Origin of the sequence: Clostridium omnivorum, from assembly GCF_026012015.1 — a bacterium.
Taxonomy (GTDB): Bacteria; Bacillota; Clostridia; order Clostridiales; family Clostridiaceae; genus Clostridium_AX; species Clostridium_AX omnivorum.
The window spans coordinates 1,111,566-1,133,993 of record NZ_BRXR01000001.1 but is presented as its reverse complement, the minus strand read 5'-3'; the positions used below and the strand labels follow the sequence as shown (position 1 = coordinate 1,133,993).

Annotated in this window: 24 protein-coding genes and 1 pseudogene; 18 read left to right on the top strand and 7 right to left on the bottom strand. The window is 34.8% G+C overall.

Features of this window, described 5'->3' with window-relative positions; translation table 11 throughout:
* The first annotated feature begins 1 nt into the window (after position 1).
* Both bsdE14_RS05215 and bsdE14_RS22385 read left to right on the top strand, forming a co-directional pair.
* Positions 2 to 2,773: a YidC/Oxa1 family membrane protein insertase gene (locus bsdE14_RS05215; RefSeq protein WP_264848905.1), complete on the top strand. Its 2,772-nt coding sequence runs from the start codon at positions 2 to 4 to the stop codon at positions 2,771 to 2,773.
* Between the two features lie 76 nt (positions 2,774 to 2,849).
* A complete protein-coding gene (locus tag bsdE14_RS22385) occupies positions 2,850 to 3,068 on the top strand; it encodes a TspO/MBR family protein (protein ID WP_350339556.1) in 219 nt (72 codons plus the stop codon).
* Positions 3,069 to 3,090: 22 nt separating this feature from the next.
* On the opposite strand, the pseudogene bsdE14_RS05210 reads toward bsdE14_RS22385, so the two are convergent.
* The 3 genes and pseudogenes from bsdE14_RS05210 to bsdE14_RS05200 form a co-directional block, all read right to left on the bottom strand.
* Positions 3,091 to 3,546: pseudogene (locus tag bsdE14_RS05210) on the bottom strand (DUF6512 family protein); the annotation flags it as partial.
* 489 nt (positions 3,547 to 4,035) lie between these two features.
* Positions 4,036 to 4,386: a hypothetical protein gene (locus tag bsdE14_RS05205; protein WP_264848904.1), complete on the bottom strand. Its 351-nt coding sequence runs from the start codon at positions 4,384 to 4,386 to the stop codon at positions 4,036 to 4,038.
* Entirely contained in the window at positions 4,379 to 4,606 is a 228-nt protein-coding gene (locus bsdE14_RS05200; protein WP_264848903.1) for a helix-turn-helix transcriptional regulator, read from the bottom strand. The genes bsdE14_RS05205 and bsdE14_RS05200 overlap by 8 nt, the downstream gene beginning before the upstream one ends.
* Positions 4,607 to 4,810: 204 nt before the next feature.
* Here bsdE14_RS05200 and bsdE14_RS05195 point away from each other — a divergent pair, with 204 nt between their 5' ends.
* Together bsdE14_RS05195 and bsdE14_RS05190 are read left to right on the top strand one after the other, a co-directional pair.
* Positions 4,811 to 5,434 (top strand): TetR/AcrR family transcriptional regulator, encoded by a 624-nt coding sequence (locus bsdE14_RS05195; protein ID WP_264848902.1) that lies wholly within the window; start codon positions 4,811 to 4,813, stop codon positions 5,432 to 5,434.
* A 20-nt stretch (positions 5,435 to 5,454) separates the two neighbouring features.
* On the top strand, positions 5,455 to 7,851 hold the full coding sequence (locus bsdE14_RS05190) for a PEP/pyruvate-binding domain-containing protein (protein WP_264848901.1): 2,397 nt from the start codon (positions 5,455 to 5,457) through the stop codon (positions 7,849 to 7,851).
* 137 nt (positions 7,852 to 7,988) lie between these two features.
* Here bsdE14_RS05190 and bsdE14_RS05185 read toward each other — a convergent pair whose 3' ends face one another.
* Positions 7,989 to 8,588 (bottom strand): TetR/AcrR family transcriptional regulator, encoded by a 600-nt coding sequence (locus bsdE14_RS05185; RefSeq protein WP_264848900.1) that lies wholly within the window; start codon positions 8,586 to 8,588, stop codon positions 7,989 to 7,991.
* A 257-nt stretch (positions 8,589 to 8,845) separates the two neighbouring features.
* Between bsdE14_RS05185 and bsdE14_RS05180 the strand changes: the two genes are divergently transcribed.
* From bsdE14_RS05180 to bsdE14_RS05130, 12 genes are all read left to right on the top strand, one after another.
* Entirely contained in the window at positions 8,846 to 9,670 is an 825-nt protein-coding gene (locus tag bsdE14_RS05180; protein ID WP_264848899.1) for a class I SAM-dependent methyltransferase, read from the top strand.
* A gap of 49 nt (positions 9,671 to 9,719) precedes the next feature.
* On the top strand, positions 9,720 to 9,785 hold the full coding sequence (locus tag bsdE14_RS22350; protein WP_309298134.1) for a DUF2200 family protein: 66 nt from the start codon (positions 9,720 to 9,722) through the stop codon (positions 9,783 to 9,785).
* A gap of 449 nt (positions 9,786 to 10,234) precedes the next feature.
* On the top strand, positions 10,235 to 10,561 hold the full coding sequence (locus tag bsdE14_RS05175; RefSeq protein WP_494337211.1) for a PadR family transcriptional regulator: 327 nt from the start codon (positions 10,235 to 10,237) through the stop codon (positions 10,559 to 10,561).
* The gene (locus tag bsdE14_RS05170; RefSeq protein WP_264848898.1) at positions 10,561 to 10,908 is read left to right on the top strand and encodes a DUF1048 domain-containing protein; all 348 of its coding nucleotides are present in this window, start codon (positions 10,561 to 10,563) and stop codon (positions 10,906 to 10,908) included. The genes bsdE14_RS05175 and bsdE14_RS05170 overlap by 1 nt, the downstream gene beginning before the upstream one ends.
* 9 nt (positions 10,909 to 10,917) lie before the next feature.
* Positions 10,918 to 11,268, top strand: a complete 351-nt coding sequence (locus bsdE14_RS05165; RefSeq protein ID WP_264848897.1) for a DUF1048 domain-containing protein — start codon at positions 10,918 to 10,920, stop codon at positions 11,266 to 11,268.
* Positions 11,269 to 11,280: 12 nt separating this feature from the next.
* Positions 11,281 to 11,475: a cysteine-rich KTR domain-containing protein gene (locus bsdE14_RS05160; protein ID WP_264848896.1), complete on the top strand. Its 195-nt coding sequence runs from the start codon at positions 11,281 to 11,283 to the stop codon at positions 11,473 to 11,475.
* A gap of 190 nt (positions 11,476 to 11,665) precedes the next feature.
* The gene (locus bsdE14_RS05155) at positions 11,666 to 12,427 is read left to right on the top strand and encodes an ABC transporter ATP-binding protein (RefSeq protein ID WP_264848895.1); all 762 of its coding nucleotides are present in this window, start codon (positions 11,666 to 11,668) and stop codon (positions 12,425 to 12,427) included.
* The gene (locus bsdE14_RS05150) at positions 12,428 to 13,192 is read left to right on the top strand and encodes an ABC transporter permease (RefSeq protein WP_264848894.1); all 765 of its coding nucleotides are present in this window, start codon (positions 12,428 to 12,430) and stop codon (positions 13,190 to 13,192) included.
* 365 nt (positions 13,193 to 13,557) lie between these two features.
* Positions 13,558 to 16,164: a phosphoenolpyruvate synthase gene (gene ppsA, locus bsdE14_RS05145; protein WP_264848893.1), complete on the top strand. Its 2,607-nt coding sequence runs from the start codon at positions 13,558 to 13,560 to the stop codon at positions 16,162 to 16,164.
* Between the two features lie 58 nt (positions 16,165 to 16,222).
* Positions 16,223 to 17,380: an alpha/beta hydrolase family protein gene (locus bsdE14_RS05140; RefSeq protein ID WP_264848892.1), complete on the top strand. Its 1,158-nt coding sequence runs from the start codon at positions 16,223 to 16,225 to the stop codon at positions 17,378 to 17,380.
* 163 nt (positions 17,381 to 17,543) lie between these two features.
* Positions 17,544 to 17,909 carry a DUF4180 domain-containing protein gene (locus bsdE14_RS05135; RefSeq protein ID WP_264848891.1) on the top strand — a complete coding sequence of 122 codons (366 nt, stop codon included), beginning with the start codon at positions 17,544 to 17,546 and terminating at the stop codon, positions 17,907 to 17,909.
* A 5-nt stretch (positions 17,910 to 17,914) separates the two neighbouring features.
* Positions 17,915 to 18,541, top strand: coding sequence for a Vat family streptogramin A O-acetyltransferase (locus bsdE14_RS05130; protein ID WP_264848890.1), 627 nt, complete (start codon positions 17,915 to 17,917; stop codon positions 18,539 to 18,541).
* A gap of 171 nt (positions 18,542 to 18,712) precedes the next feature.
* On the opposite strand, the gene bsdE14_RS05125 is transcribed toward bsdE14_RS05130, so the two are convergent.
* Positions 18,713 to 19,177 (bottom strand): DUF8821 family protein, encoded by a 465-nt coding sequence (locus tag bsdE14_RS05125; protein WP_264848889.1) that lies wholly within the window; start codon positions 19,175 to 19,177, stop codon positions 18,713 to 18,715.
* A 105-nt stretch (positions 19,178 to 19,282) separates the two neighbouring features.
* Entirely contained in the window at positions 19,283 to 19,762 is a 480-nt protein-coding gene (locus tag bsdE14_RS05120; RefSeq protein WP_264848888.1) for a GyrI-like domain-containing protein, read from the bottom strand.
* 109 nt (positions 19,763 to 19,871) lie between these two features.
* Between bsdE14_RS05120 and bsdE14_RS05115 the strand changes: the two genes are divergently transcribed.
* Positions 19,872 to 20,834: a helix-turn-helix transcriptional regulator gene (locus bsdE14_RS05115; protein WP_264848887.1), complete on the top strand. Its 963-nt coding sequence runs from the start codon at positions 19,872 to 19,874 to the stop codon at positions 20,832 to 20,834.
* A gap of 84 nt (positions 20,835 to 20,918) precedes the next feature.
* On the opposite strand, the gene bsdE14_RS05110 is transcribed toward bsdE14_RS05115, so the two are convergent.
* Positions 20,919 to 21,317, bottom strand: a complete 399-nt coding sequence (locus tag bsdE14_RS05110; RefSeq protein ID WP_264848886.1) for a hypothetical protein — start codon at positions 21,315 to 21,317, stop codon at positions 20,919 to 20,921.
* Positions 21,318 to 21,544: 227 nt separating this feature from the next.
* Between bsdE14_RS05110 and bsdE14_RS05105 the strand changes: the two genes are divergently transcribed.
* A complete protein-coding gene (locus tag bsdE14_RS05105) occupies positions 21,545 to 22,408 on the top strand; it encodes an Hsp33 family molecular chaperone HslO (RefSeq protein ID WP_264848885.1) in 864 nt (287 codons plus the stop codon).
* Positions 22,409 to 22,428 lie beyond the last annotated feature (20 nt).

Below are 22,428 nucleotides of genomic sequence, written 5' to 3'. Positions count from 1 at the left end.
AATGACAATACCTGATATATTATATACAATTTTAATATCTCCTCTTCAATTATTTTTTGAGACCCTTTATATGATGGCTAATAATATTATTAATAATCCAGGAATGTCAATTATTGTATTGAGTTTGACAATGAATTTTTTAGTGTTACCTCTTTATCGAAGAGCTGATGCTATGCAAGAGGAAGAGCGTGATATGGAAGTAAAACTTCATGATGGAGTAGCTCATATCAAGAAAACATTCAAAGGCGACGAGAAAATGATGATTCTGCAAACATTTTATAGGCAGAATAATTACAAACCAACGTATGTATTCAAGAGCTCAATTTCATTGTTTTTGGAAATTCCGTTTTTTATTGCTGCGTATCAGTTTTTATCACATTTACAAATATTACAAGGTGTACGATTTGGCGTTATTGCAAACTTGGGGGCAGCAGATGCATTGATTGCAATTGGCAATTTTCATATTAATTTGTTACCTATTATTATGACTGCAGTGAATCTTGTGTCTTGTGTAATATTTACAAAGGGATATCCGATGAAAACGAAAGCTCAATTGTATTCAATGGCGATTTTCTTTTTCATCTTTTTATATAGTTCTCCAGCGGGATTAGTCTTTTATTGGACATTGAACAATATTTTTTCTTTAGTAAAAACTATTTTTTACAAATTAAAGAATGCAAAGAAAATCTTAAATATTATGTTCGCATTTGCAGGAGCAGCTTTAGTCATTTATGCAGTACGGTTCTTATATACAAAAGGCCCAATGAAATTTATTAGCGTTACAGGAATTGGTATTACATTTATGATACCACTTATTATTTCTTTAATAAAAAAATATAGTAAGATGGAATTGAAAACATTAAATATTGAAGCAAATCCTAAAGCATATTTTGCTGGGGCAATATTTATGGTTATTTTAATTGGTTGCGTGATACCGTCTGCAGTTATTAAGGCTTCACCTCAAGAGTTCGTGGATCCATATTACTATGTAAATCCTTTATGGTATATTTGTAGTGCGCTTAGCTTCTCCATTGGAACATTTCTCGTGTGGATGGGTGTATTCTATTGGTTAACGAGTAAGAAGTACAGAGCATATTTTGAAATTGGAGTTTGGATAATATGTGGAATAATGACATTGAATTATATGTTCTTTGGAAAAAATTTAGGAATATTAAGTAATTCGCTAATTTATGAGAATGGTATATCTTTTGATCTTGTGCAAAAAATGCAAAACTTAGCAGCTATCATTGGTATAGCCATTATTATGTTTGTTATTTATCGATTTGGTAGAAAAGTAGTTCCGCAGGTTCTAATTATTTGTGCAATTGCATTAGGTGTAATGTCATTTTATAATGTAGTTAAAATAAATGAATCAGTTTCTAAAATAAAGGTTGGTGTTACACAGACCAAGAAAGGTGTTCCTTCTTTTTCACTTAGCAAATCAGGAAAAAATGTTGTTGTATTGATGATGGATAGAGGAATGAATGAATATATTCCTTATTTGTTCAATGAAAAACCGGAATTGAAGGATATGTTTTCGGGATTTACCTATTACCCAAATACACTTTCTTTCGGAGGATTTACCAACTTTGGGACACCTGCTTTGTTTGGAGGTTACGAATATACGCCGGTGGAGATAAATAAGCGTGACAGAGAGACTTTGGCATCTAAACAGAACGAGGCATTAAAGGTTATGCCTGTATTGTTTGATAAAAATCATTATAATGTAACAGTTTGTGACCCAACTTATGCAAATTATCAATGGATACCGGATTTGTCTATTTATGACGAATATCCAGATATTCATAAGTATATCACGATGGGGAAATTTGAAGATAAAGAGAGTAAAGTAATTAAGTATGTCAATAATAAGAGGAATTTCTTTTGTTATAGTATTATGAAAACAGTTCCTTTATTTGTACAACCTGTATTGTACAATGGTGGAAATTATAATCATAAAGATGTCGCAGTTGCCGCCGCAAATGGACAAACATTAGTCAATAATTTTGTTGCAGATGGAATGGCTACATCTTTTATGGATGCATATTCTGCGTTAGAAAATCTACCTAGCATGACAGAAATAAAGGTTGATAATACGAATACATTCCTAATGATGACAAATGATACGACTCATGAACCAATGCTACTTCAAGAACCAAATTATGTTCCAGCAAGGCATGTAGATAATACTGCATATGAAACTGAAAATGCAAATCGATATACTATAGATGGAAAAAAATTAAAAATGGAAACATCAGAACAGTATATTCATTATCAAGCGAATATGGCAAGTATGCTAAAGATTGGTGAATGGATGGATTATCTGAAAAAGAATAATGTGTATGATAATACAAGGATAATTATTGTAGCAGATCATGGAAGACCATTACAACAATTGAACGATATGATATTGGATGATGGTAAGAATCTTCTTTATGATGCAGAATTTTATAATCCGTTGTTATTAGTGAAGGACTTTAATAGTAACAAATTTTCAACTTCAGAAGAATTTATGACAAATGGTGATGTACCAACACTTGCAATGAAGGGCCTTATTAAAAATCCTAAGAATCCGTTTACAGGAGAAGAAATTAATAATAATGAGAAATATGCCCATGATCAGTATGTATTAGGTTCAATGAATTGGGATATTGCAAAAAACAACGGAAATGTTTACCTACCAGGAACTTGGTTCAAGGTTCATAATGATGTAAGGAATAAAAATAATTGGTCTGTTATAAATGAAAATGCTACTTTTCCAACACTAAAGTAAAATGCCTGGTCATGAGTTTGAATAACTGACAAAAAAGCTCGGATGTCCAATCTATAAGGACACCCGAGCTTTTTTTATGCTTTTCGGCGTCATTTGCCCTATACTGTATCTTCTAATGGGGATTGCGGTCTATACTATTTATCAAACCCCGGAGACACCTGAACGCAAAAAAGCAATCACTTTATATTGGGTACAGCTGATTGTTAATTTTCTTTGGCCGGTTGTATTTTATAGTTATCTTTTCACATCCATCGTCACACCGGACTTAAATTCCACAGTGGGCCTGTTTTCGTAGACATTGGCCTTTCAATCTCAATTTAATATATTCCATACTTACCGGTATTACTATCTCTAAATAATGGTAAGTGCGGTGGATAAAAAGTAAATAATATAAAAATAAAAATTATTATTAACAATATACTTATTGCAATAAGTGAATTTATGCCTTTATGGTACTTATAAAAATGAAGACCTGCTAGCTGACCCAATAATAGTGCTAAAAATAATAATAAAATATCAACTACTAATAACTCTACTCCAAAAGCTCTAGTATAAAAATAAAACAGTAGTGGGATTGTTATTAAAGCTGTAAGTAAAGCTACTAAAGCACCCATAAACCACCTGTTTTTATCAATATTATTTATTTCTCCAGCTGTAAAATAATAAATTGACCACCATAGGATTACAGGTAAAGGAACCATTTTCAAATGTTCCCAGACACTTTCATTTACTGGAGCTATAGTACCAATTATTATATTAGCACTGGTAAAATTATATAAAAAGTCGTGTTATTCAGCTATGCACACTGCTAAATTACAAAGTAATACATAAGTTCTAGTATATGTATGTTATTGTTAATACTCTTATGGTACTCTTATAGGTTATTATCAAAAGGTTAGAGAAATCTAGCCTTTTTTTTAATGTGTGTTTCATGTTTTTATGGACTAAGGGTTTTATGGATTTGCGTTCCAGGGGTACATAAATACAAAAAATAGAGAGTATTGGATAGGAATACTATACCTTTTGCGCATGAGTTAGATGCCAATAACCATGATATACTAGAGGATTTCAACAGATTGATATTGTGCTGAAGCACTTTAACGGTAGTGGCATAACTATTATTGACTATGAGCTGATAGAAAGATAACGTTTTGGAATTAAGCTAGCTGATGGCTAATGTAATTTGGTAATTAAAGGATGAGAGGGCTTGCTGGGAAAAAAGGCTGTGAAGCTTTAGAAAGCAACACAGCTGTTTCTATCCGCTATTTTGAAATAAGATAAGCAAGAATAAACGCAGCTAGTGCACTGAAGCCCATAAGTAAAATGACGAAATAGAAACTTTTTGAAAGTGGACGATTAAAAATAACTTTATTTTTTATCTGATAAGCTGTAGAAATAAGGCCTCCCATTATAACAATCAACATTAAGTCCCAATTTGAATCTATAAAGGAAATGTTGAGTTTTAATCCACGAAGGACTACGTCAATAAGAACTGCAAAGAGCATAAATCGCCCAGTATAGGCATCTCCTTGATAAACAACTGCTTTTGTTCGCTCATCGACAATACCATAGATGGAGACCTCTTTGTTTTCAGAATTTGCTTTTTTAAACATTGTTATCTTCCTCCTCAATATAAAATAGTTCTTCAAAAGTTTTGTGCAGACATTTTGAAAGTATTAAAGCTAACTTAGCGGTGGGACAATATTGACCTGTTTCAATTGAACCTATTGTTTGTCGAGAAACACCTGCTAAATTAGCAAGTTGCTCTTGAGAAATATTTAATTCAGCTCTAGCAACCTTTAAGCGATTTTTTAGCTTAATTTTATCATCCAAAGTAACACCTCCTATTAGTAAATTATACCAGGAAGCAGAGACAATGTCAAGTGAACTTGGCATTATGATAAGCATACTTTGCGCAATTTGGATTGAAAATTTTATAATATTGAGGTTGACTAAATCAGTCAATAATGTTATATTTAGATTGACCAATTTAGTCAATGAATGTACGTTTTTTTCTTTATAAGGAAGGTGAACAGTATGTATACAAAGTTTTTAAGCTTAAAAGCTGAAAAACAAGAGCGGATTTTAAATGCTGCAATAAAGGAATTCGCAAAAAAAGGGTATAAAAATACAGCCACAGATGAGATTGTTAAGGAAGCTAATATTTCAAAAGGAGCATTATTTCACTATTTCAATAGTAAAAAGGATATGTTCTTATTTTTGTATGATCATGCTTTAGAGATTCTTATGAATGAGTTCTTTGGGAAAATTGATTTGAATGAAAAAGATATCTTAAAAAGGCTGCGTCAAGTTTTATTAGTTGAATTTATGCTAGTTAATAAATATCCTGATATGCTTGAATTTGTTAAGGCTGCTAATTTTGAAGACTCCGATGAAGTAAAAAATGACATGGAGTCAAGGAATAAAGAATACTTGATAAATGCCTATAGTAAAGTACTAAATAATTTCGATACTTCCAAATTTAAAGAGGGTATTGATATAAAAAGAGCTGTAGATGTTATTATTTGGACCATGGAAGGTTTTATAGCTAAAGAAAAGGAAAAGATAAAGAAGAACCCTATAACTAATCTAAATTTTGATGAAATATTGGTGGAGATGGATACTTATTTTGAACTTTTAAAGGATAGTTTTTATAAGTAAGGAAAAGGGAGATGCATAATATGTCAATTATGGTGAAAGGTTTTAAAGATTTGACTCCAGAGCTTCAGGCATTTGCAGGAGGAAAAGGAGGAAGCTTAGCTAGAATGTATCAGGATGGGTATCCTGTTCCAGAAGGTTTCGTTGTTTTACCATCCGCCTTTCAGAAGGAAAGGCTTAATGATGAAGCCTGGAATGAGATAAAGGTTTATCTAAATAACATTAGAAAAAATTATGATGGAGCATTGTTTGCTGTAAGGTCATCCGCATTAAGTGAAGATTCAGCGCAGGCTTCTTTTGCAGGAGAGTTTGAAACTGTTCTTAATGTTAAAACAGATAAAGAGATACAGGAAGCAATTTATACTGTTTTTAAATCAAGAAATTCGGAGAGAGTAAAGGCATACAGTTCTGTTCAAGGTATGGAACAGTCTCATAAGATTGCAATAGTAATTATGCTTATGGTCCAGTCGGATATTTCGGGGGTACTTTTTACAGCTGATCCGATTACAGGCAGCCACACAAGTATGGCAGGTAATTTTGTATATGGATTGGGAGAGCAGCTTGTATCTGGAGAGTCCAATGCTTATCCTTTTAAGTTGATGAGGCCAAAAGGAAAATATGAAGGCCCAAGTGATTTTAAGAAGTATGCCTCAGAGATGTATAAATATGCTTCAAAACTAGTGAAGAAATCGGGAAGTCAACAGGATATAGAATGGGCTGTTGCAAAGGGGAAATTATATATTCTTCAAGCACGTCCTATTACAACCTTAAAGCCTGGTAATCCTGATACCTATGAATTGAATGATTCATTCGATGGAGACTTCTTATGGACTAACACCAATGTGGGTGAAGCCATGGCCGACGTTTTTACTCCGCTAAGTTGGTCTGTAATAAGAGCCCTTGATGAGGAGCAGATGGTAGTTCCAGGGTATTATTTATTTTCCGGTAATATATGCGGAAGAATGTATTCCAATGTTAATCTGGCATTATCAATATATCCTGCCTTTGGTAAGGACTATAAGCCTGTGCTGAAAAAAATGAATGATATATTTGGACAGATGCCAGAAGAAATGAACATTCCTATTTATCCGTATTCTGGATTAGGATTAATAAAAGCAATGATACCAGGAATAAAGAATACCTCAAAAAATTCTAAAGAAGTTGCGAAGGTAATGCCGAATTATCTTAAGGACACACCAAACTGGTGCAGATCTATGAAAGAACGCATTGATAGAACAAAGACCAATAAAGAATTGCTTGATATTTGGAAGGAAGAACTTTGGCCTTATAACTGTAAAGCGTTATGGGTTGGCCGGTTTGCTCCTCGAAAAAAATTAATGGGATTATTTAAGCTAAATGAAGAACTTCCAAAGCTTTTAGGAAAGGAAGACGCAAATACTCTGCTGTCAAATTTAAGGGGAAATTCTGAACTTGAAAGTCTTGGTCCAGTTGTGGGGATATCAAAGATTATTAAGGGAGAATTGAGCAGAGAGGAATATTTAATGAAGTATGGTCATAGAGGTCCTCATGAGTTTGAGATATCGATACCTGATCCTTCAGAGGATCAAGCTTGGCTTGAAAAACAGATAGAGGAATTTAAAAAGTCCGATGTAGATGCTGAAGGACTTCTAAAGAAGCAGCATACTCAGTACGAAAGAACTTTAAAAAAACTTGAGGAACGTTATCCTGGAAAAGCAAAAAAGATTATAAGGCAAATTGCAGATGCTTCCGAAGGCAGTTATTTAAGAGAAGCTGCTCGTTCAGAATGGACCAGAGTATTCAGGGTTAACCGTGCTTTTGCAATTAAAGCGGGAAAGCTCACAGGAATTGGAGAGAATGTTTTTTTTCTCTACCTAGATGAAGTTCTGAATTTGCTCTCTGGGGACGAATCGGCGCTTACTCATATTCCTGCTAGACGCAAAACCTATGAAAAATATAAAACACTGCCACCATTACCATCAATTATTCGTGGAAGATTTGATCCGTTTAAATGGGTAGAAAATCCAGACAGAAGAGTGGATTATTATGATCCTACTTTAGTAACTGTCAATATGCCTGATTCGGAAACACTAAATGGCTATGCTGGAGCAGCAGGCAGAATAGAGGGAGTTGTGCGTGTTTTGATTAATCCAGAGGATGGCGAAAACCTTAAACCAGGTGAAATATTAGTAGCATCAACTACTAATGTAGGATGGACCCCTCTATTTCCTAAAGCTGCAGCAATTATCACTGACATAGGAGCACCATTATCCCATGCTGCCATTGTAGCTAGGGAGCTTGGTATTCCTGCTGTTGTTGGATGCGGCAATGCCACTACACGACTTAAGAATGGAGATAGAGTACTTGTTGATGGTGGACAGGGAGTTGTGCAAATATTGGATTCAACAGCTGCTGGTGTTCCTATTTCTGATCAAGCGTGAACCTTTAAGATTGAAAGAAGCATAATGCAGCGATAGCTTTTTTCCTTCTACAGAAGTTCAAACTAAAATAATTGATTAAAAATAATAAGAGTAAGGAAGGAGAATCTTCAAGTGTCCGGAGTTCTCCTTTTTTTTCGTTACTCCTTTATTTTCCCCCCTGATATACCAAACCAAAATAACCTATAAAAGTCTTTAAAATATTTTTCGTTTTCTATGAGCTTATTGTAGATATTTGGTTGCATAATAGCATCGGCAAATCCATTTATGTAGTCAATAATAGTTTCTGATTCTATATCCTGATCAATAGCCCCTTCCAGTCTTCCTAGTTCGATTAGCTTATGATATATAGGTACTGCCCGTGTAGTTATTAGTTTATTTAAAAAATTTTGTATTTCAGGATTTTGCATATTTAAAGCAGAATTAAAATCTTTACTACCAGAACTTATACCATTCATTTTTAATTTAAGAAAATCAGATAACTTTTCATAAAAACTGTTATCTGATGAAAGAATTTTATCATATTCATCCATATTGTGAATTGCTGTCCTTTTAACTGCCATAATATACAGTTCGTGTTTGTTTTCAAAGAAATTATAAATGCTGCTTTGCGCTACATTTGCCTTTTCAGCAATTTCAGAAGTGCTTACAGCATCATATCCCTTTTGAAAAAATAACTCGCCAGCGGTTTTAAGAATAGCCTCTTTTTTTTGTTCTCTTCGACGTTCATAACCATTCATGGTATCACCTCATTAACTATTGTAATCAATATTATGGAATGAGTCAATGAATTTGACTCCATAATATATTGACAGTAGTATGCTGTGGTGATAATATGGAATAAAATGATGATTTGCATTCCATAATGTCAAGCGTTTATATGGATACATTCTATTCTTTATAAAAAGCCTGTACATTACCGGTTGATGTTGAGGTAAGACAGAAATCACCATTCATGATAATTTTACACACATTTTTACTAAAAGGAGATGCTATTATGAATAAAGGTCGTATCGATACTAATAATCTTACAAAAGTAGAAGAAACACTTTTTATAACGTTATACGCAAGGGCTTTGGACAGTGTTTCAAAAAATCCTATTCTAGATGATAAATCTGCTCAAGATATAGTCAGCCGAATCAATTATAATTTTGAAGGTTTAAAAGTTACAAAAGAGAAGTATAATACAGCAATAAGAACAAAAGAACTGGACATGCGAATAGAAAGATTTATTGCTAACCATAAAAATGCTATAGTTTTAGACCTAGGATGTGGTTTGGATAGCCGGGTATTAAGGGTAAATACACATAATAGTGTAAGTTGGTATGATGTTGATTTTCCTGAGGTTATAAACTTACGTAAGCACTTTTTTTCTGAAAAAAGCGGATACCATATGCTAGGCACTTCCTTGCTTGATTTAGGATGGCTTAAAAAGATTCCCAATGATCGTCCAGTTATAATTGTTGCAGACGGGGTATTACCATTCATTGGGGAAAAGGACATAAAAGAGCTATTTAACAGACTTACAAACTATTTTCAAACTGGTGAGATAGCCTTCAACGGATATACTACATTAGCTGTGAAGCTTATGAAGAATACTCCATCAATTAAAGCAATCGGAATTGAAGCAAATATGGGATTTGATGATCCAAGAGAGCCAGAACGCTGGGCTCCACGACTTAATTTAATCGAGGAGGCATTCCTTATAGAATCTGCTTTTGCCGCAAAAATGCCGTGGGGATTCCGTATGCTGGCTGCAGTAATGTCGTTAAGCAGCAATATGAAAAGAGAGGGTGGGAGAATTCTTCGTTACCAATTTTAGTGATATACTAATAATATTGTGCTAGATACGAAGTAAAGCTGTCTAATATTTGGATAAGCTAATCGATGAGGTAGCAAAGGGAAAAGCGATGAATAAGATTTTGAGGAAAGAATAACTGGAATAATATAAGATTTAGTAAAGCTAAATAGAGGAGGTTGTAGAAGTGAAAAAAGCTCTAATAGTTATTGATATACAAAAGGAGTACTTTGAATAAGAAGCTCTAAATTATATGAGCAACTTATGATAATAGAAAAATACGTTACAATTATAAAATAAATTCCCCCAGACTAATAGTTTGGGGGAATATTGCTTCAGGGGGCATATATTTACGCAGAAATATGGATATTTGCGTAAATATATAGGTTTTGTGTATTTATGATGATATAGGGTAATCCAATTATATAGAATTTGAATACAATCAAACGTTAAATATAAAGATGTAGTGAGTTAAATCTAGCTGAAAAAAATAAATATATCATATTGACATCATCACTACTACGTGATACTATATAGCTGTAGTAAGTAATACTGAATACCAGTGATACAGAATAGTGAGGAGGGGTTATGTTGGAGAATCTTACGGAAATGCTCAAAGGCGCACTGGAAGGCTGTGTTCTTGAAATCATCAGCCATGAGGAAACCTACGGTTATGAGATTACACGGCGACTGAATGACCTCGGATTTTCGGACGTTGTGGATGGGACAGTTTATACCATTTTGGTACGGCTCGAGAAAAATAAGTTGGTGGAAATTACGAAAAAGCCATCCGATATGGGACCGCCGAGAAAGTTTTTCAAGCTCAACGACGCTGGACGTGAAGAGCTGCGGAAGTTCTGGGAAAGATGGGAGTTCGTATCATCAAAAATTAATGAGTTAAAGGAGAGGAAATAATGAATTTTTGGGAAAAAGTTACGGGAAGCGATATGACTAAAGAATTGAAAGCTTTTGAATTACGCGCCAAAAATCTGCCTGCTGAGTATCAAGCGGCATGGGAAAAAATTAAAGCTAATCTTTGGCCGCACTCAGACTTCACCGGTCGTAACCTGATGCCAATTCTTGATGGTGTGCTTGGATTACTTGAAGAATCAGCGGCGGATGGTCAGAATGTTCAAGAGGTTTTAGGTGACGATATCAGTGGCTTCTGTTCAGCGCTGGCTGGTGAAGAAGGGTCAAAGTCTTACCGCGACAGGTGGCGCAAGCAGCTCAACAATAATATCGCTAAAAAATTAGGTAAATAGGAGGGTAAAATGAGAATACAAGATATTATCGAAGGCAAAAAAGAGTGGAGAGCTCATATGGCACGTGTCAAAGCGCTGCCGAAAGATTATCAGGTTGTTTATAAAGAGATTCAAAAATATTTATTTAAGGTCGGCCCTGTTGAGCTAACCGAAGGCATAGGCTTGCTTTCTGGAATTGTCGATCTTTTTGAAGAGGGTGCAGCCATAGGAAAAGGCGTATTGGAAGTGACAGGTAGTGACGTAGCAGCTTTCTGCGACGAGCTAATCAAAGATTCAAAAACTTATGCTGACATCTATCAAGAATCTGTTGACCAAGAAGTTAATAAGGCCATGAAAAAGGTTACGGATAAAACAAAGTAGGGGGATGGAAGAGTGTGTAAATACGAGTGGATATTATGCCCGGTATGTGGTAACAAAACAAGGGTTAAAATAGGCATTGATACGGTACTTGAAAACTTTCCGCTATTTTGTCCTAAGTGTAAACAGGAAACGATAATTAATGCAAAACAACTTAATATATCAGTTATCAAAGAGCCAGACACTAAGATGCAGAGCCGACAACCGTGAGTGAAATCATAGTTGTCGGCTCTTTCTTTATGAAACAAATCAAGCTGCCTCGAAAGGGTTAGGCGCAGATTTGAATAAGGTTACTATATTGTAGAGGGGGTTAAAGTCCTAAATGGACTTTAACGGGTAAATTGTGAGCGGAGCGAGTGGGGTAATTAACCACGGGTTCCGACTAAAAGGAGGAAAGAAAATGAAAAAAAATATCATAAAAATTAAAGGGGTAAAAAAGGCTTACAAAGATGTAGAAGTACTCAAAGGAGTAGATTTTGAAGTAGAGCAGGGAGGTATCTTTGCATTACTAGGTTCCAATGGAGCAGGAAAAACAACGATGATTAGAATTATGGCTACTTTACTTAAAGTAGATGCTGGAAGTGTTACGATAAATGGTTTTGATATTGAAAAAGATCCAGGGGAAATTAGAGGTTCTATCAGCCTTACTGGCCAGTTTGCTGCTATTGATGAAATTTTCACTGGTCGTGAAAATCTTCAAATGATAGCAAAACTTAGACATCTTAAAAATCCAAATGGAGTAGCAGAGGAGTTAATTAATCGTTTTGGTATGTCAGAGGCTGCTGACCGTAGGGTGGGTACTTACTCTGGAGGAATGAAAAGAAGAATTGATATTGCAATGAGTCTTGTGGGAAATCCAAAGATTATTTTCCTAGATGAGCCAACAACAGGTCTTGATCCAGAAGCACGTTTAGAGGTTTGGAAAATTGTAAAAGAGTTATCTGATACAGGAACTACAGTATTCTTGACCACTCAATATTTAGAGGAAGCAGAACAACTTGCAGATAAAATTGCTATTCTTCATGGAGGAAAAATCATTGCTTTAGATACACTAGAGGGACTCAAAAAATTATTTCCACCTGCAAAAGTTGAATATGTGGAGAAACAACCGACATTAGAAGAAATATTTCTTACAATCATTGGTAAAAAGGGGGAGAATTAAATGAATGCTACAAATAAATATTTTTTCAAAGATATGAGTGTTATGTTTGGACGTTCTATGCGTCATATTTTTAGAAGTATGGATACAATTATTACAGTTTGTATCACACCAATTGCGATGATGTTATTATTCGTTTATGTATTTGGTGGTGCAATAAAAACAGGTACAGATAATTATGTTAATTATCTATTACCAGGTATAATGTTAATGGCTATTGGCAGCGGAATTGCATATGTAGCTTACCGTTTGTTTATAGATAAAGAGCGTGGTATTTTTGAACGTTTTCACTCTATGCCTATCGCTCGTTCTACAGTATTATGGGGACATGTATTAACCTCACTAATTTCAAATGGAATTTCTGTAGTAGTGATTATACTTGTTGCATTATTAATGGGTTTCCGTTCTTCAGCAGGAATCTTAGAGTGGCTTGCGGTATTTGGAATTCTTGGGATATTTACACTTGCTTTAACTTGGATTGCAGTAATTGCTGGACTTGCTGCTAAAACACCAGATGGTGCAGGCGCGTTCTCTTACCCAATCATCTTTTTACCATTTGTCAGTTCTGCCTTTGTACCAACAGCTACGATGCCAAAAGTAGTACGTGCTTTTGCAGAAAATCAACCTGTAACTCCTATAGTAGAAGCTATTCGTAATTTATTAGCAAGCCATCCTGTAGGAAATGAGATATGGACTGCTTTGGCTTGGTGTATAGCAATAATAGTTGTTGCTTATATCTTTGCAATGAGGATTTATAAGAAATTATAACCTATTTATTTCAGTTTGTTCCTAATAGCTTCAAGATTTTCAAGAAAATTTTGTTTTATAGAATTTGGATAAATATTAACGATGTGTATTATGTTCCCTTGAACTGATAGTTTAAGGGGACTTTTATTTTACTGGCCTAATTTATATTAAAAGCTAATGAGATTTGCATTATGGATAGGGTTTTGCATAATTGTTAATTGAGAACAGACAACTTGCAGTAAACTGCTCCCCTACTTCTATTATATCATACGAAATTTTTAAAAAACAGACTTATAATTTGTGCTTATTGTGTGTATTATAGGAACAGTCATCAATTAATAGAGAAGTGCTTCACCTATACCTAAAAAGTAGGAAGGAGAATATATATGAATTCGTATGTGCTTAGCTTTCAGGAAATTGATAAAACAAAGCTTTCAACGGTGGGGGGAAAGGGTGCCAACCTTGGGGAATTATCCAAGACTCATGGAATCCTAGTACCGGAAGGCTTTTGTGTTACTACAGAAGCATATAAAAAGATAACTGAAAATAATGAGGAATTTAATGATTTATTACAGGAATTATCGCAGCTTAGATTAGAAGATAGGGAAAAAGTTGCTGAAGTTAGTAAGAAAGTTCGCGTGGTTATTGAAAGAATATCTATTCCTAAGGATATAGAAGAAGAGATTGTGGGTTATTTCTCAAAGTTTGGTGAAAAAGAGGCCTATGCTGTGCGTTCCAGCGCAACTGCAGAGGATTTACCAACGGCCTCCTTTGCAGGCCAGCAGGATACCTATTTGAACATTATTGGAAGGGAGGCAATCCTAAAGCACATCAGCAAGTGCTGGGCATCGCTGTTTACAGAGAGGGCAGTAACTTACCGTATTCAAAACGGCTTCGACCACCGTAAAGTGTACCTGTCTGTGGTTGTTCAGAAAATGGTCTTCCCTGAGGTGTCAGGAATTTTGTTTACTGCCGATCCTGTAACTTCTAATAGGAAGGTGTCATCCATTGATGCCAGCTTCGGACTTGGCGAGGCCTTGGTTTCCGGTCTTGTGAATGCAGATAACTATAAAGTTAAGAACGGTAAGATTGTGGATAAGAAGATATCCACCAAGAAGCTTGCTATTTATGCTTTAAAGCATGGCGGTACGAAACAACAGGAGCTTGAGCCTGAAATGCAAAATAGGCATGCACTTACGGATGAACAGATTTTGAGCCTCACGAACATGGGCAGAAGGATAGAAGAACATTTCGGACGACCTCAAGACATTGAATGGTGTTTGAATCACGATACCTTTTATATTGTTCAAAGTCGGCCAATCACTACTTTATACCCTATCCCTGAAGTAAATGATGAAGAAAATCATGTTTATGTATCTGTGGGACATCAACAAATGATGACAGATCCCTTGAAACCACTAGGAATATCTTTAATGGAGTTAATATCTTTTGGTCACAGGGTTAAAGCTGGTGGAAGATTGTTTGTTGATGTCACACAAATGCTGGCTTCACCTGACAGCAGAAAAATGCTATTAAATAATATGGGACAACACGATCCACTAATGAAAGACGCGCTTATGACTATAATAGAGCGAGATTTCATAAAATGTTTACCAAACGATAAAGAGGAACACAGTGACAGTAAAAGCAATAAAGGTGAGCCGTCTGTGGATTCACAAATCGAAAGTAATCCCAGAATAGTTTCCGATTTGATTAAGAAGAGTGAAGTCTCTATTGAGGAGTTAAAACAAAAAATTCAAAGGAAATCAGGATCGGATTTAATTGATTTTATTATGGAAGATATAAAGGAATTAAAGAAGATTTTATTTGACCCACAAAGTACAGCTGTATTTATGGCTGCTATAAATGCTTCATTTTGGATTAATGAAAAAATGAACCAGTGGTTAGGTGAAAAAAATGCAGCAGATATCCTTTCTCAATCTGTACCAAACAATATTACCTCGGAAATGGGTCTGGAACTAATGGATGTGGCAGATGTGATTCGTCCATATCCGGAAGTAATTGAATATTTACAACATGCAAAAGATAATAACTTTTTGGAGGAATTAGTTAAGTTTGATGGCGGACAAAAGGCTAGGGATGCAATAATGTCTTATCTGAGCAAATACGGAATGCGATGCAGTGGAGAAATAGATATTACCAGAACTCGCTTCAGCGAAAAGCCAATTACACTTGTCCCTATGCTTCTCAGCAACATCAAAAACTTTGACACAAATGCTGGCAAAAGGAAATTTGAGCAAGGGCGACAGGAAGCTTTGAAAAAAGAAAAAGAGTTATTGGATCGATTAAGGCAATTATCTGATGGTGAACAAAAGGCCAAGGAGACAAAACGAATGATTGACCTTATTCGGAATTTTATCGGTTACCGTGAGTACCCAAAATACGGCATGGTTAGTCGCTACTTTGTTTATAAGCAGGCTTTAATGAAAGAAGCAGAACAACTGGTACAAAAGGAAGTTATCCATGAAAAAGAAGATATTTACTACCTCACTTTTGAAGAACTTCAACAGGTAGTACGCACAAAAAAACTGGATTATCAGATTATAAACAAACGAAAAGATGAACATAAATTATATGAAAAACTAACACCTCCACGTGTGATAACCTCTGAGGGTGAAACACTCTCTGGTGAGTACAAACGAGAAAATCTACCAACCGGCGCTATTGCAGGTCTAGCTGTTTCTTCTGGAAGTTTTGAGGGAAGAGCACGTGTCATCCTAAACATGGAAGATGCTGAACTAGAAGATGGAGATATATTAGTTACTTCCTTTACAGATCCTAGCTGGACACCATTGTTTGTATCCATAAAAGGCTTAGTCACCGAAGTTGGTGGGCTGATGACCCATGGAGCAGTTATCGCACGTGAATATGGGTTGCCAGCAGTTGTGGGAGTCGAAAATGCTACCAAACTTATAAAAGATGGGCAAAGAATTCGAGTGCATGGAACAGAAGGGTATGTAGAAATTCTATAATAATATAAGTGGAAGTTTTTAATTTAAAAAGTAAATTAATCGAGGAGAATTAATATATATGATTCCAAAAAAACTCATATTAAAACCCTTTTTATACGTAATAACAGCTGTTGTGATTTTACTAGCTTCAGTGTCAATATATTTTTTAAATGAGAGAAATAAAATTGTTGCATTGCCTAAACCCACAGGCTCCTATGCAGTAGGGAGAACAACTTATGACTGGATTGACCCTTCAAGGAATGAAACTTTTACCGAAGCTAATGGCAGTAAAAGAAAGTTAGATGTATGGGTTTGGTATCCAGCGGATTTAAAAGAAAATACTAAAAAGGCAGAGTACTTGCCCGGCAGGTGGAAAACTGAGCAGGAAAAAAGTGCTGGTATGATGATATATTTGCAGCAGAACTTAACAAAAATCCAGACTAATTCCTATGAGGAGGCTCTTTTATCCACCAAGCAAGCTAAGTATCCTTTGGTAGTTTTTGAACCTGGAATGGGTAAAATAGTGTTTAACTATACAGCACTGGCAGAAAATCTTGCAAGTCATGGATACATTGTCTTAGCAATAAATCCAACGTTCAGTTCGGATTTTGTTGTGTTTTCAGATGGTAGTACAGCCTATAAAACCTCTAAGGGTTCTATGCCTGAAGGTGATGCCACTGATAAAGAGTTAAATGATGCTGGTTTAAAGCTAGTGAAAACCTGGTCAAAGGATATGAGCTTTGCAATAAGTAAATTCAGTGAAATGAGCTTAGTGAAGGGGAATATGTGGACAGAGCATGTGGATATGGAACATGTAGGTGCCTTTGGACACTCCTTTGGAGGTGCTGCCTCTGCTGAAGCAAGTGCTACAGATGAGAGAATAAAAGCAAGTATAGATATAGATGGATATTTATATGGAGTGCAAAAAAGTCCTCAAAAGCCGTTGATGTTTATTATGAGTCAACATGGACAAAATGAGATTGACCTTCTGGAAAACAATAAAATCCATGACTTCTATAACAGCATAAATAAGGATAGATACATTATAGAAATACCAAAGGCAGCGCATTTTAGCTTTACGGATAACACATTGTTTTTCTCGCCTATTTTAAAAGCTATGGGTATTTACGGTACTATAAATTGGGAGCGGGGTTTACAAATAACAAATTCATATATAGCTACTTTTTTTGATAAATACCTTAAAAATGTGGATAGCAATTTACTAGATCAAAAGTGACGCTAGCCTAGGGAATTCAACAGTGAATACGAAATATTATGAAAAAGAAGATAGGTTAAGAATTATGCTATGGGGAGCAATGAAGTTTACTGAAGAAATGCTGAGTATGGTTTCGCTGCTAACGGAAGCTGATAATTTATAAAAATCTTTAAAGGGGGAAATTATGAATATAACGATCATACAAAAAAATAAGTTTGAAATTGCTGTTGTTAATAGCCATGAGGTATTGATTAATGATGTTCAGTCTGCTCTGGATTTAATGGCTACCATAAATTACGATACAGGCTGTCATAGAATAATTATAAATAAATCAGCCATAGTTGAGGAATTTTTTGATTTAAAGACCAGACTAGCTGGAGAAGTTTTGCAGAAATTCGTTAATTATAACGTTAAAGTTGCAATTGTGGGAGATTTTTCTGTATACTCAAGTAAAAGTTTAAAGAATTTTATTTATGAGAGTAACAAAGGTAAACATATATTTTTCGTGCCTAATGAAGAGCAGGGAGCTGAAATGTTGAGTAAGGAGTGAAAGTTATGTTTGGACCAGATAAAAATAAACTATATCCAAATGAAAATATTAGGACAGTATGCTATATAAGTAATCTGCCTAAAAGACCCAATGTTGAGATTGGAGATTACACTTACTATAGTGATAATAAAAAATCTCCAGAGAAATTTTATGATAACATAGAACACCACTATGAATTCTTAGGGGATAAACTCATTATAGGCAAGTTCTGTGCAATTGCAGAAGGTATTAAGTTTATTATGAATGGAGCAAACCATAGAATGGATGGGATTACAACATATCCATTTAATATATTTGGAGGTGGCTGGGAAAAGGTCACTCCTACAGTAGAACAATTGCCTTTTAAGGGTGATACAGTGATTGGCAATGATGTTTGGATAGGTCAAAATGTAACTATTATGCCGGGAGTTAGTATCGGCGATGGGGCAATAATTGCTTCTAATTCAACTGTAGTGAAAAATGTTGAACCCTATAGCATTTATGGCGGCAATCCAGCCAAGTTTATCAAGAAACGATTTAGTGATGAGAAAATTGAAATTTTATTAAAGCTTCAATGGTGGAATTGGGACGAAGAAAAGATATTTAATAACCTTGAAAAGCTAGTATCAGAAAATGGTTTAGATAAATTATAATATCATTTTTATATGAAAATGCATATGAAGTATGTGGTGGAGATATAGCTTATGGTTACAGGTTCATAACTTATGAACCTGTAACCATTTTTTGAAAATAGGGTTTGATTTAAAATTACGTAAATGGAAACCAATAGATTGCTTGAATATTTCACTTACTTCAAATTTATCTTAGTATTCTCCTTTAATTACAAAAAACGAACCTCTAATTGTTCCAGCTAGTTTAGACTTCTGTCTAGCAAACTTAAACTTCCCTTCTAGCTCCTTTGGTACCTCCATACCCTCAGAAAGCTTAAGACCAACGGCTCTTTTCTTTGGATCATCAACTGTATACATAACGTTAATCGCAAGACCATCCTCATAAAATACATAGGTAAATTTGATGTTTTCCACTTGAAAACGAGAGGTTTCTAAAGGTTTGGCTGCAAACTCGATATTTCGTTCCTTTTTCAAAATTTGGTTCACATAATCAAGGGTGTCCTGACTTTCACTAGCTGGTACAACTGCAAATTCATGCTTGTATTTGTTCATAAAGTAACGGGCTTCATTAGCACGTAAACCAGCAAGAGCGTCTACTACAGGTGAAGACTCTAAACCAACGGTAGAAACATTTCTAAAATCAACAATATAAGACATTTATATTCCTCCTCATAGTGGGAAGGCGGGGTAATTTGCCCCACTTGCTTCCATGGTAAATTGCTTATAAATATATATTTAAGATTTTAACCACTTTTTATAGCTTTATTTCCTAACAACAGGAATCCACATTTCACCAAAAATTACACCGTTTCGCTGCCCCATCACAGCCATTGCATTTGGCCCGCCAACATAGGCAAAATTCTTTGCTTCTGGTAAGACTTGACCAAAGGCGATACCAGTAAGCTTAGTATTCAATTCTTCAGCCGTTGTTCCTTCACCTTTAACAACTAAATATTCACTTTTAGGAAATTGGATAACTCTGGCTTCTTCTGATACCGATGTATCTGTCATAACTCCAGCATAATGCATCAGCTTGTTATTTACGGCTTCATTCACGGAAAAAATGTAGTCATTTACTGCCAGGGCTTTTAAAGTGTCAAGCCTTCCATCTTGGCTGATTGCCTTCCAAAATTCTGATTTTTCCTTGTTTAAGCCAGCAAAGTCTGTATAATTGCTCTTAAGCTCAATTCCGAAACCTAAAACAGTGAAACTATCTTTTTCTTCTAGTGTATAATCTGCCATATTGAAAACCTTCCTTTTTTATAATTATTCAAATGACTTGTGTTCTTCACTTGATGGATTTATAATAACTTTAAATTGTATCAAAAAATGATACTGTTTAGGAGGCCCTATGAAAAAAGTTGAACGTATTAATATAATTATGAGATATATCAACAACCGCGGACACTTTACGATTTCTGAAATCATGCGAGAATTTAATATCTCTCGCTCCACAGCTATGAGAGATATAGAAGAAATTCAGGCCATGGGCATGCCGCTTGTCTCTGAAGTTGGAAGGGATGGGGGATATTTTGTTATGCACAATTCTGTTCTGCCCGTTGTTCGATTTACTGATAATGAGGTCAAGGCTCTTTTTATTGCATTTATGGCCACAAGAAATCAACAACTCCCATATCTAAAGAGCCGTCAGTCCTTAGCTGAAAAATTACTAGGTCTTATTTCAGAAAGTCAGCAAGATGATCTTGTTCTTTTAAATCAAGTCTTGCTTTTTGAGGGGACCAACCCCTATAATCCAGACTTACTTAATCTTTCAGATATCCCACATCCTATACTAGAAAAACTCATACAAGTCCTACTTTTGGATAACTATTTATTAATTACTATCGAAGAAGAGGAGGTAATGAAGACTTATCCAATTTATCTTCTGCACCTTTATCATGAAAAAGGACTTTGGCTTATTGAAGGCTTTGACTTGAAGGAAGAAATGAAGCATATTTTTCCAGTGGATCATCTCAGCGATGTGAAACCCTACGAGTCCAAAAAAAGATTAAGTAAGAAAAAGATTTTAGAAAAACTAAGTAAACAGGAAGAAGAAATGAACCTTGTGCTTGAACTAGGCCCTGAAGCTGTTGCCCAGTTCAAAAAATACCATCCTTTAAAGGTTTCAATTTCTTATACGAATCCTTACCAAACCACAGCTATCACAAAGGCTTTTATCAATGTTAATAAGCAAGAAGAATTGATTGAAATAACAAATTGGCTGCTCTTCCTAGGGGAGGATATTAAGGTAAGGGAAGTTCCAGAAGAAGTCTTAGAAGGCCTACAAGAGAGGCTGCGCTTATACTGGCCATAAACAGCATAAGTGTATTGTTAAACTGCATAACAGGTTGCTTAAATAAAAAATACCCTGACTAAGGGTATTTTTTATTTAAGTATTTTAAATTGGGTTTGCTAGTTCAAACTCAGCTAACCATCTGTGATATTCACCGCTGCTTAGCATTGAATCATAGAAGATTGTAGGAATGCATTTTACAATTTTTACTTTTGTACCAACTTTTACATGTGGAGGGTTGCCATGTCCAGTTGAATTTATTACCCTAGCATAGCTGCCCGGAGCGAGAGGGATATTTGTATAAGGGCCTTCTGGTTTTAGCTCAAACCATGCAAACCAACGATGAATCATGCCGTTGGGTAATTGAACTGCACACAGATTTCCAAACCAAGGTTTGACTATTTTCACAGGAGTGCCTGGATGAATTTCAGGTGGATGATTTACTATTGATATTGCATCAGAACCAGGAAAAAACTGGGGCGGAGGCATATAATTATTTGTCAATATTTTAAACTCCTTTACTTTATGCTTGTGCTACAGTATATGATAGAGATTTATCCAGTGATAATAAATTAAAAAAATTGAAAAAAACTCTTGAACCTCACCCTACGTGAGGTTGTATGATTTATTTACTACCTTATAACCTTACGTAAGGTGTGAAGAAGCTGCTTGGAAGATTACCAATATATAACTAGGAGAAAACTAAAAAAATAGAAAGGAATTAAATTAAAATGAATAATTATATTTTAAAAACATTAGCTTACAATAAACAAGTACGTATTTTTTTCATGGAAAATACAGATATGATAAAGGAGATATGCAATAATAAAAATATAAGTAATACTTTAAAAACTGCACTGGGCAAAACAGTATCAATTGGAACTTTAATATCGGCAACTCTAAAAGGTAACCAAAGAGTTAGTATAAAGGTTAATGCAAGTAATAGTCAGCATAAAATATTTGCAGACGTAGATTCAATGGGAAATATTCGCGGTTATATTAGTGATGCATTATTAAATGAACCTTTAGATACTATAAATAATTTATCTGTTGAGGAATTAATAGGGGACAAGGGGTATATTCAAGTAATGAAGGATATAGGAATGCACAGCGTTTTTACAGGCGTCACTGATATGCCTTATAGAAACATTGTTGATGATTTTTCATACTATTTTAAACAAAGTGAGCAGACTGATACTTTCTTCTCAGTAAATATGGTTTATAATGAAGATAACGAAATTATTTTATCTAGAGGTATAATGGCTCAACTGCTTCCAGGTGCTCCTATTAGTCTTATTGATACTATAAAAGAAATTACTTTTGAAAATCAATTGATTCTATCAAATTTTAATGATAGAAAGAATTTTAAAGAAATACCTCACTTATTATTTAGGGATATTGAAATAGTAGAACAATATCCAGTTCAATTTCTTTGTGGGTGTTCGAAAGAATTTTTTTATCCTATGCTGTATTCGCTAAATAGGGAAGAACTGGTTGATGCATATAAAAGTGAAAAGTCAATAGAGATTGTATGTAATGTTTGCGGAAAAAAGTATTCTTTTAGTCCGCAGGAAATAAAAAATCTTGTACAATAGATAAAAGGTTGGAAGGATGT

What these genes read in the sequence shown, in the direction of transcription:
- bsdE14_RS05195 (WP_264848902.1), top strand. Translation starts at nt 4,811, where the DNA reads ATGTATACAAAGTTTTTAAGCTTAAAAGCTGAAAAACAAGAGCGGATT.
- bsdE14_RS05215 (WP_264848905.1), top strand. Translation starts at nt 2, where the DNA reads ATGACAATACCTGATATATTATATACAATTTTAATATCTCCTCTTCAA.
- bsdE14_RS05165 (WP_264848897.1), top strand. Translation starts at nt 10,918, where the DNA reads ATGAGAATACAAGATATTATCGAAGGCAAAAAAGAGTGGAGAGCTCAT.
- bsdE14_RS05185 (WP_264848900.1), bottom strand. Translation starts at nt 8,588, where the DNA reads ATGAATGGTTATGAACGTCGAAGAGAACAAAAAAAAGAGGCTATTCTT.
- bsdE14_RS05120 (WP_264848888.1), bottom strand. Translation starts at nt 19,762, where the DNA reads ATGGCAGATTATACACTAGAAGAAAAAGATAGTTTCACTGTTTTAGGT.
- bsdE14_RS05170 (WP_264848898.1), top strand. Translation starts at nt 10,561, where the DNA reads ATGAATTTTTGGGAAAAAGTTACGGGAAGCGATATGACTAAAGAATTG.
- bsdE14_RS05150 (WP_264848894.1), top strand. Translation starts at nt 12,428, where the DNA reads ATGAATGCTACAAATAAATATTTTTTCAAAGATATGAGTGTTATGTTT.
- bsdE14_RS05190 (WP_264848901.1), top strand. Translation starts at nt 5,455, where the DNA reads ATGTCAATTATGGTGAAAGGTTTTAAAGATTTGACTCCAGAGCTTCAG.
- bsdE14_RS05180 (WP_264848899.1), top strand. Translation starts at nt 8,846, where the DNA reads ATGAATAAAGGTCGTATCGATACTAATAATCTTACAAAAGTAGAAGAA.
- bsdE14_RS05130 (WP_264848890.1), top strand. Translation starts at nt 17,915, where the DNA reads ATGTTTGGACCAGATAAAAATAAACTATATCCAAATGAAAATATTAGG.
- bsdE14_RS05175 (WP_494337211.1), top strand. Translation starts at nt 10,235, where the DNA reads ATGTTGGAGAATCTTACGGAAATGCTCAAAGGCGCACTGGAAGGCTGT.
- bsdE14_RS05105 (WP_264848885.1), top strand. Translation starts at nt 21,545, where the DNA reads ATGAATAATTATATTTTAAAAACATTAGCTTACAATAAACAAGTACGT.
- bsdE14_RS22385 (WP_350339556.1), top strand. Translation starts at nt 2,850, where the DNA reads ATGCTTTTCGGCGTCATTTGCCCTATACTGTATCTTCTAATGGGGATT.
- bsdE14_RS05205 (WP_264848904.1), bottom strand. Translation starts at nt 4,386, where the DNA reads ATGTTTAAAAAAGCAAATTCTGAAAACAAAGAGGTCTCCATCTATGGT.
- bsdE14_RS05125 (WP_264848889.1), bottom strand. Translation starts at nt 19,177, where the DNA reads ATGTCTTATATTGTTGATTTTAGAAATGTTTCTACCGTTGGTTTAGAG.
- bsdE14_RS05140 (WP_264848892.1), top strand. Translation starts at nt 16,223, where the DNA reads ATGATTCCAAAAAAACTCATATTAAAACCCTTTTTATACGTAATAACA.
- ppsA (WP_264848893.1), top strand. Translation starts at nt 13,558, where the DNA reads ATGAATTCGTATGTGCTTAGCTTTCAGGAAATTGATAAAACAAAGCTT.
- bsdE14_RS05135 (WP_264848891.1), top strand. Translation starts at nt 17,544, where the DNA reads ATGAATATAACGATCATACAAAAAAATAAGTTTGAAATTGCTGTTGTT.
- bsdE14_RS05115 (WP_264848887.1), top strand. Translation starts at nt 19,872, where the DNA reads ATGAAAAAAGTTGAACGTATTAATATAATTATGAGATATATCAACAAC.
- bsdE14_RS05155 (WP_264848895.1), top strand. Translation starts at nt 11,666, where the DNA reads ATGAAAAAAAATATCATAAAAATTAAAGGGGTAAAAAAGGCTTACAAA.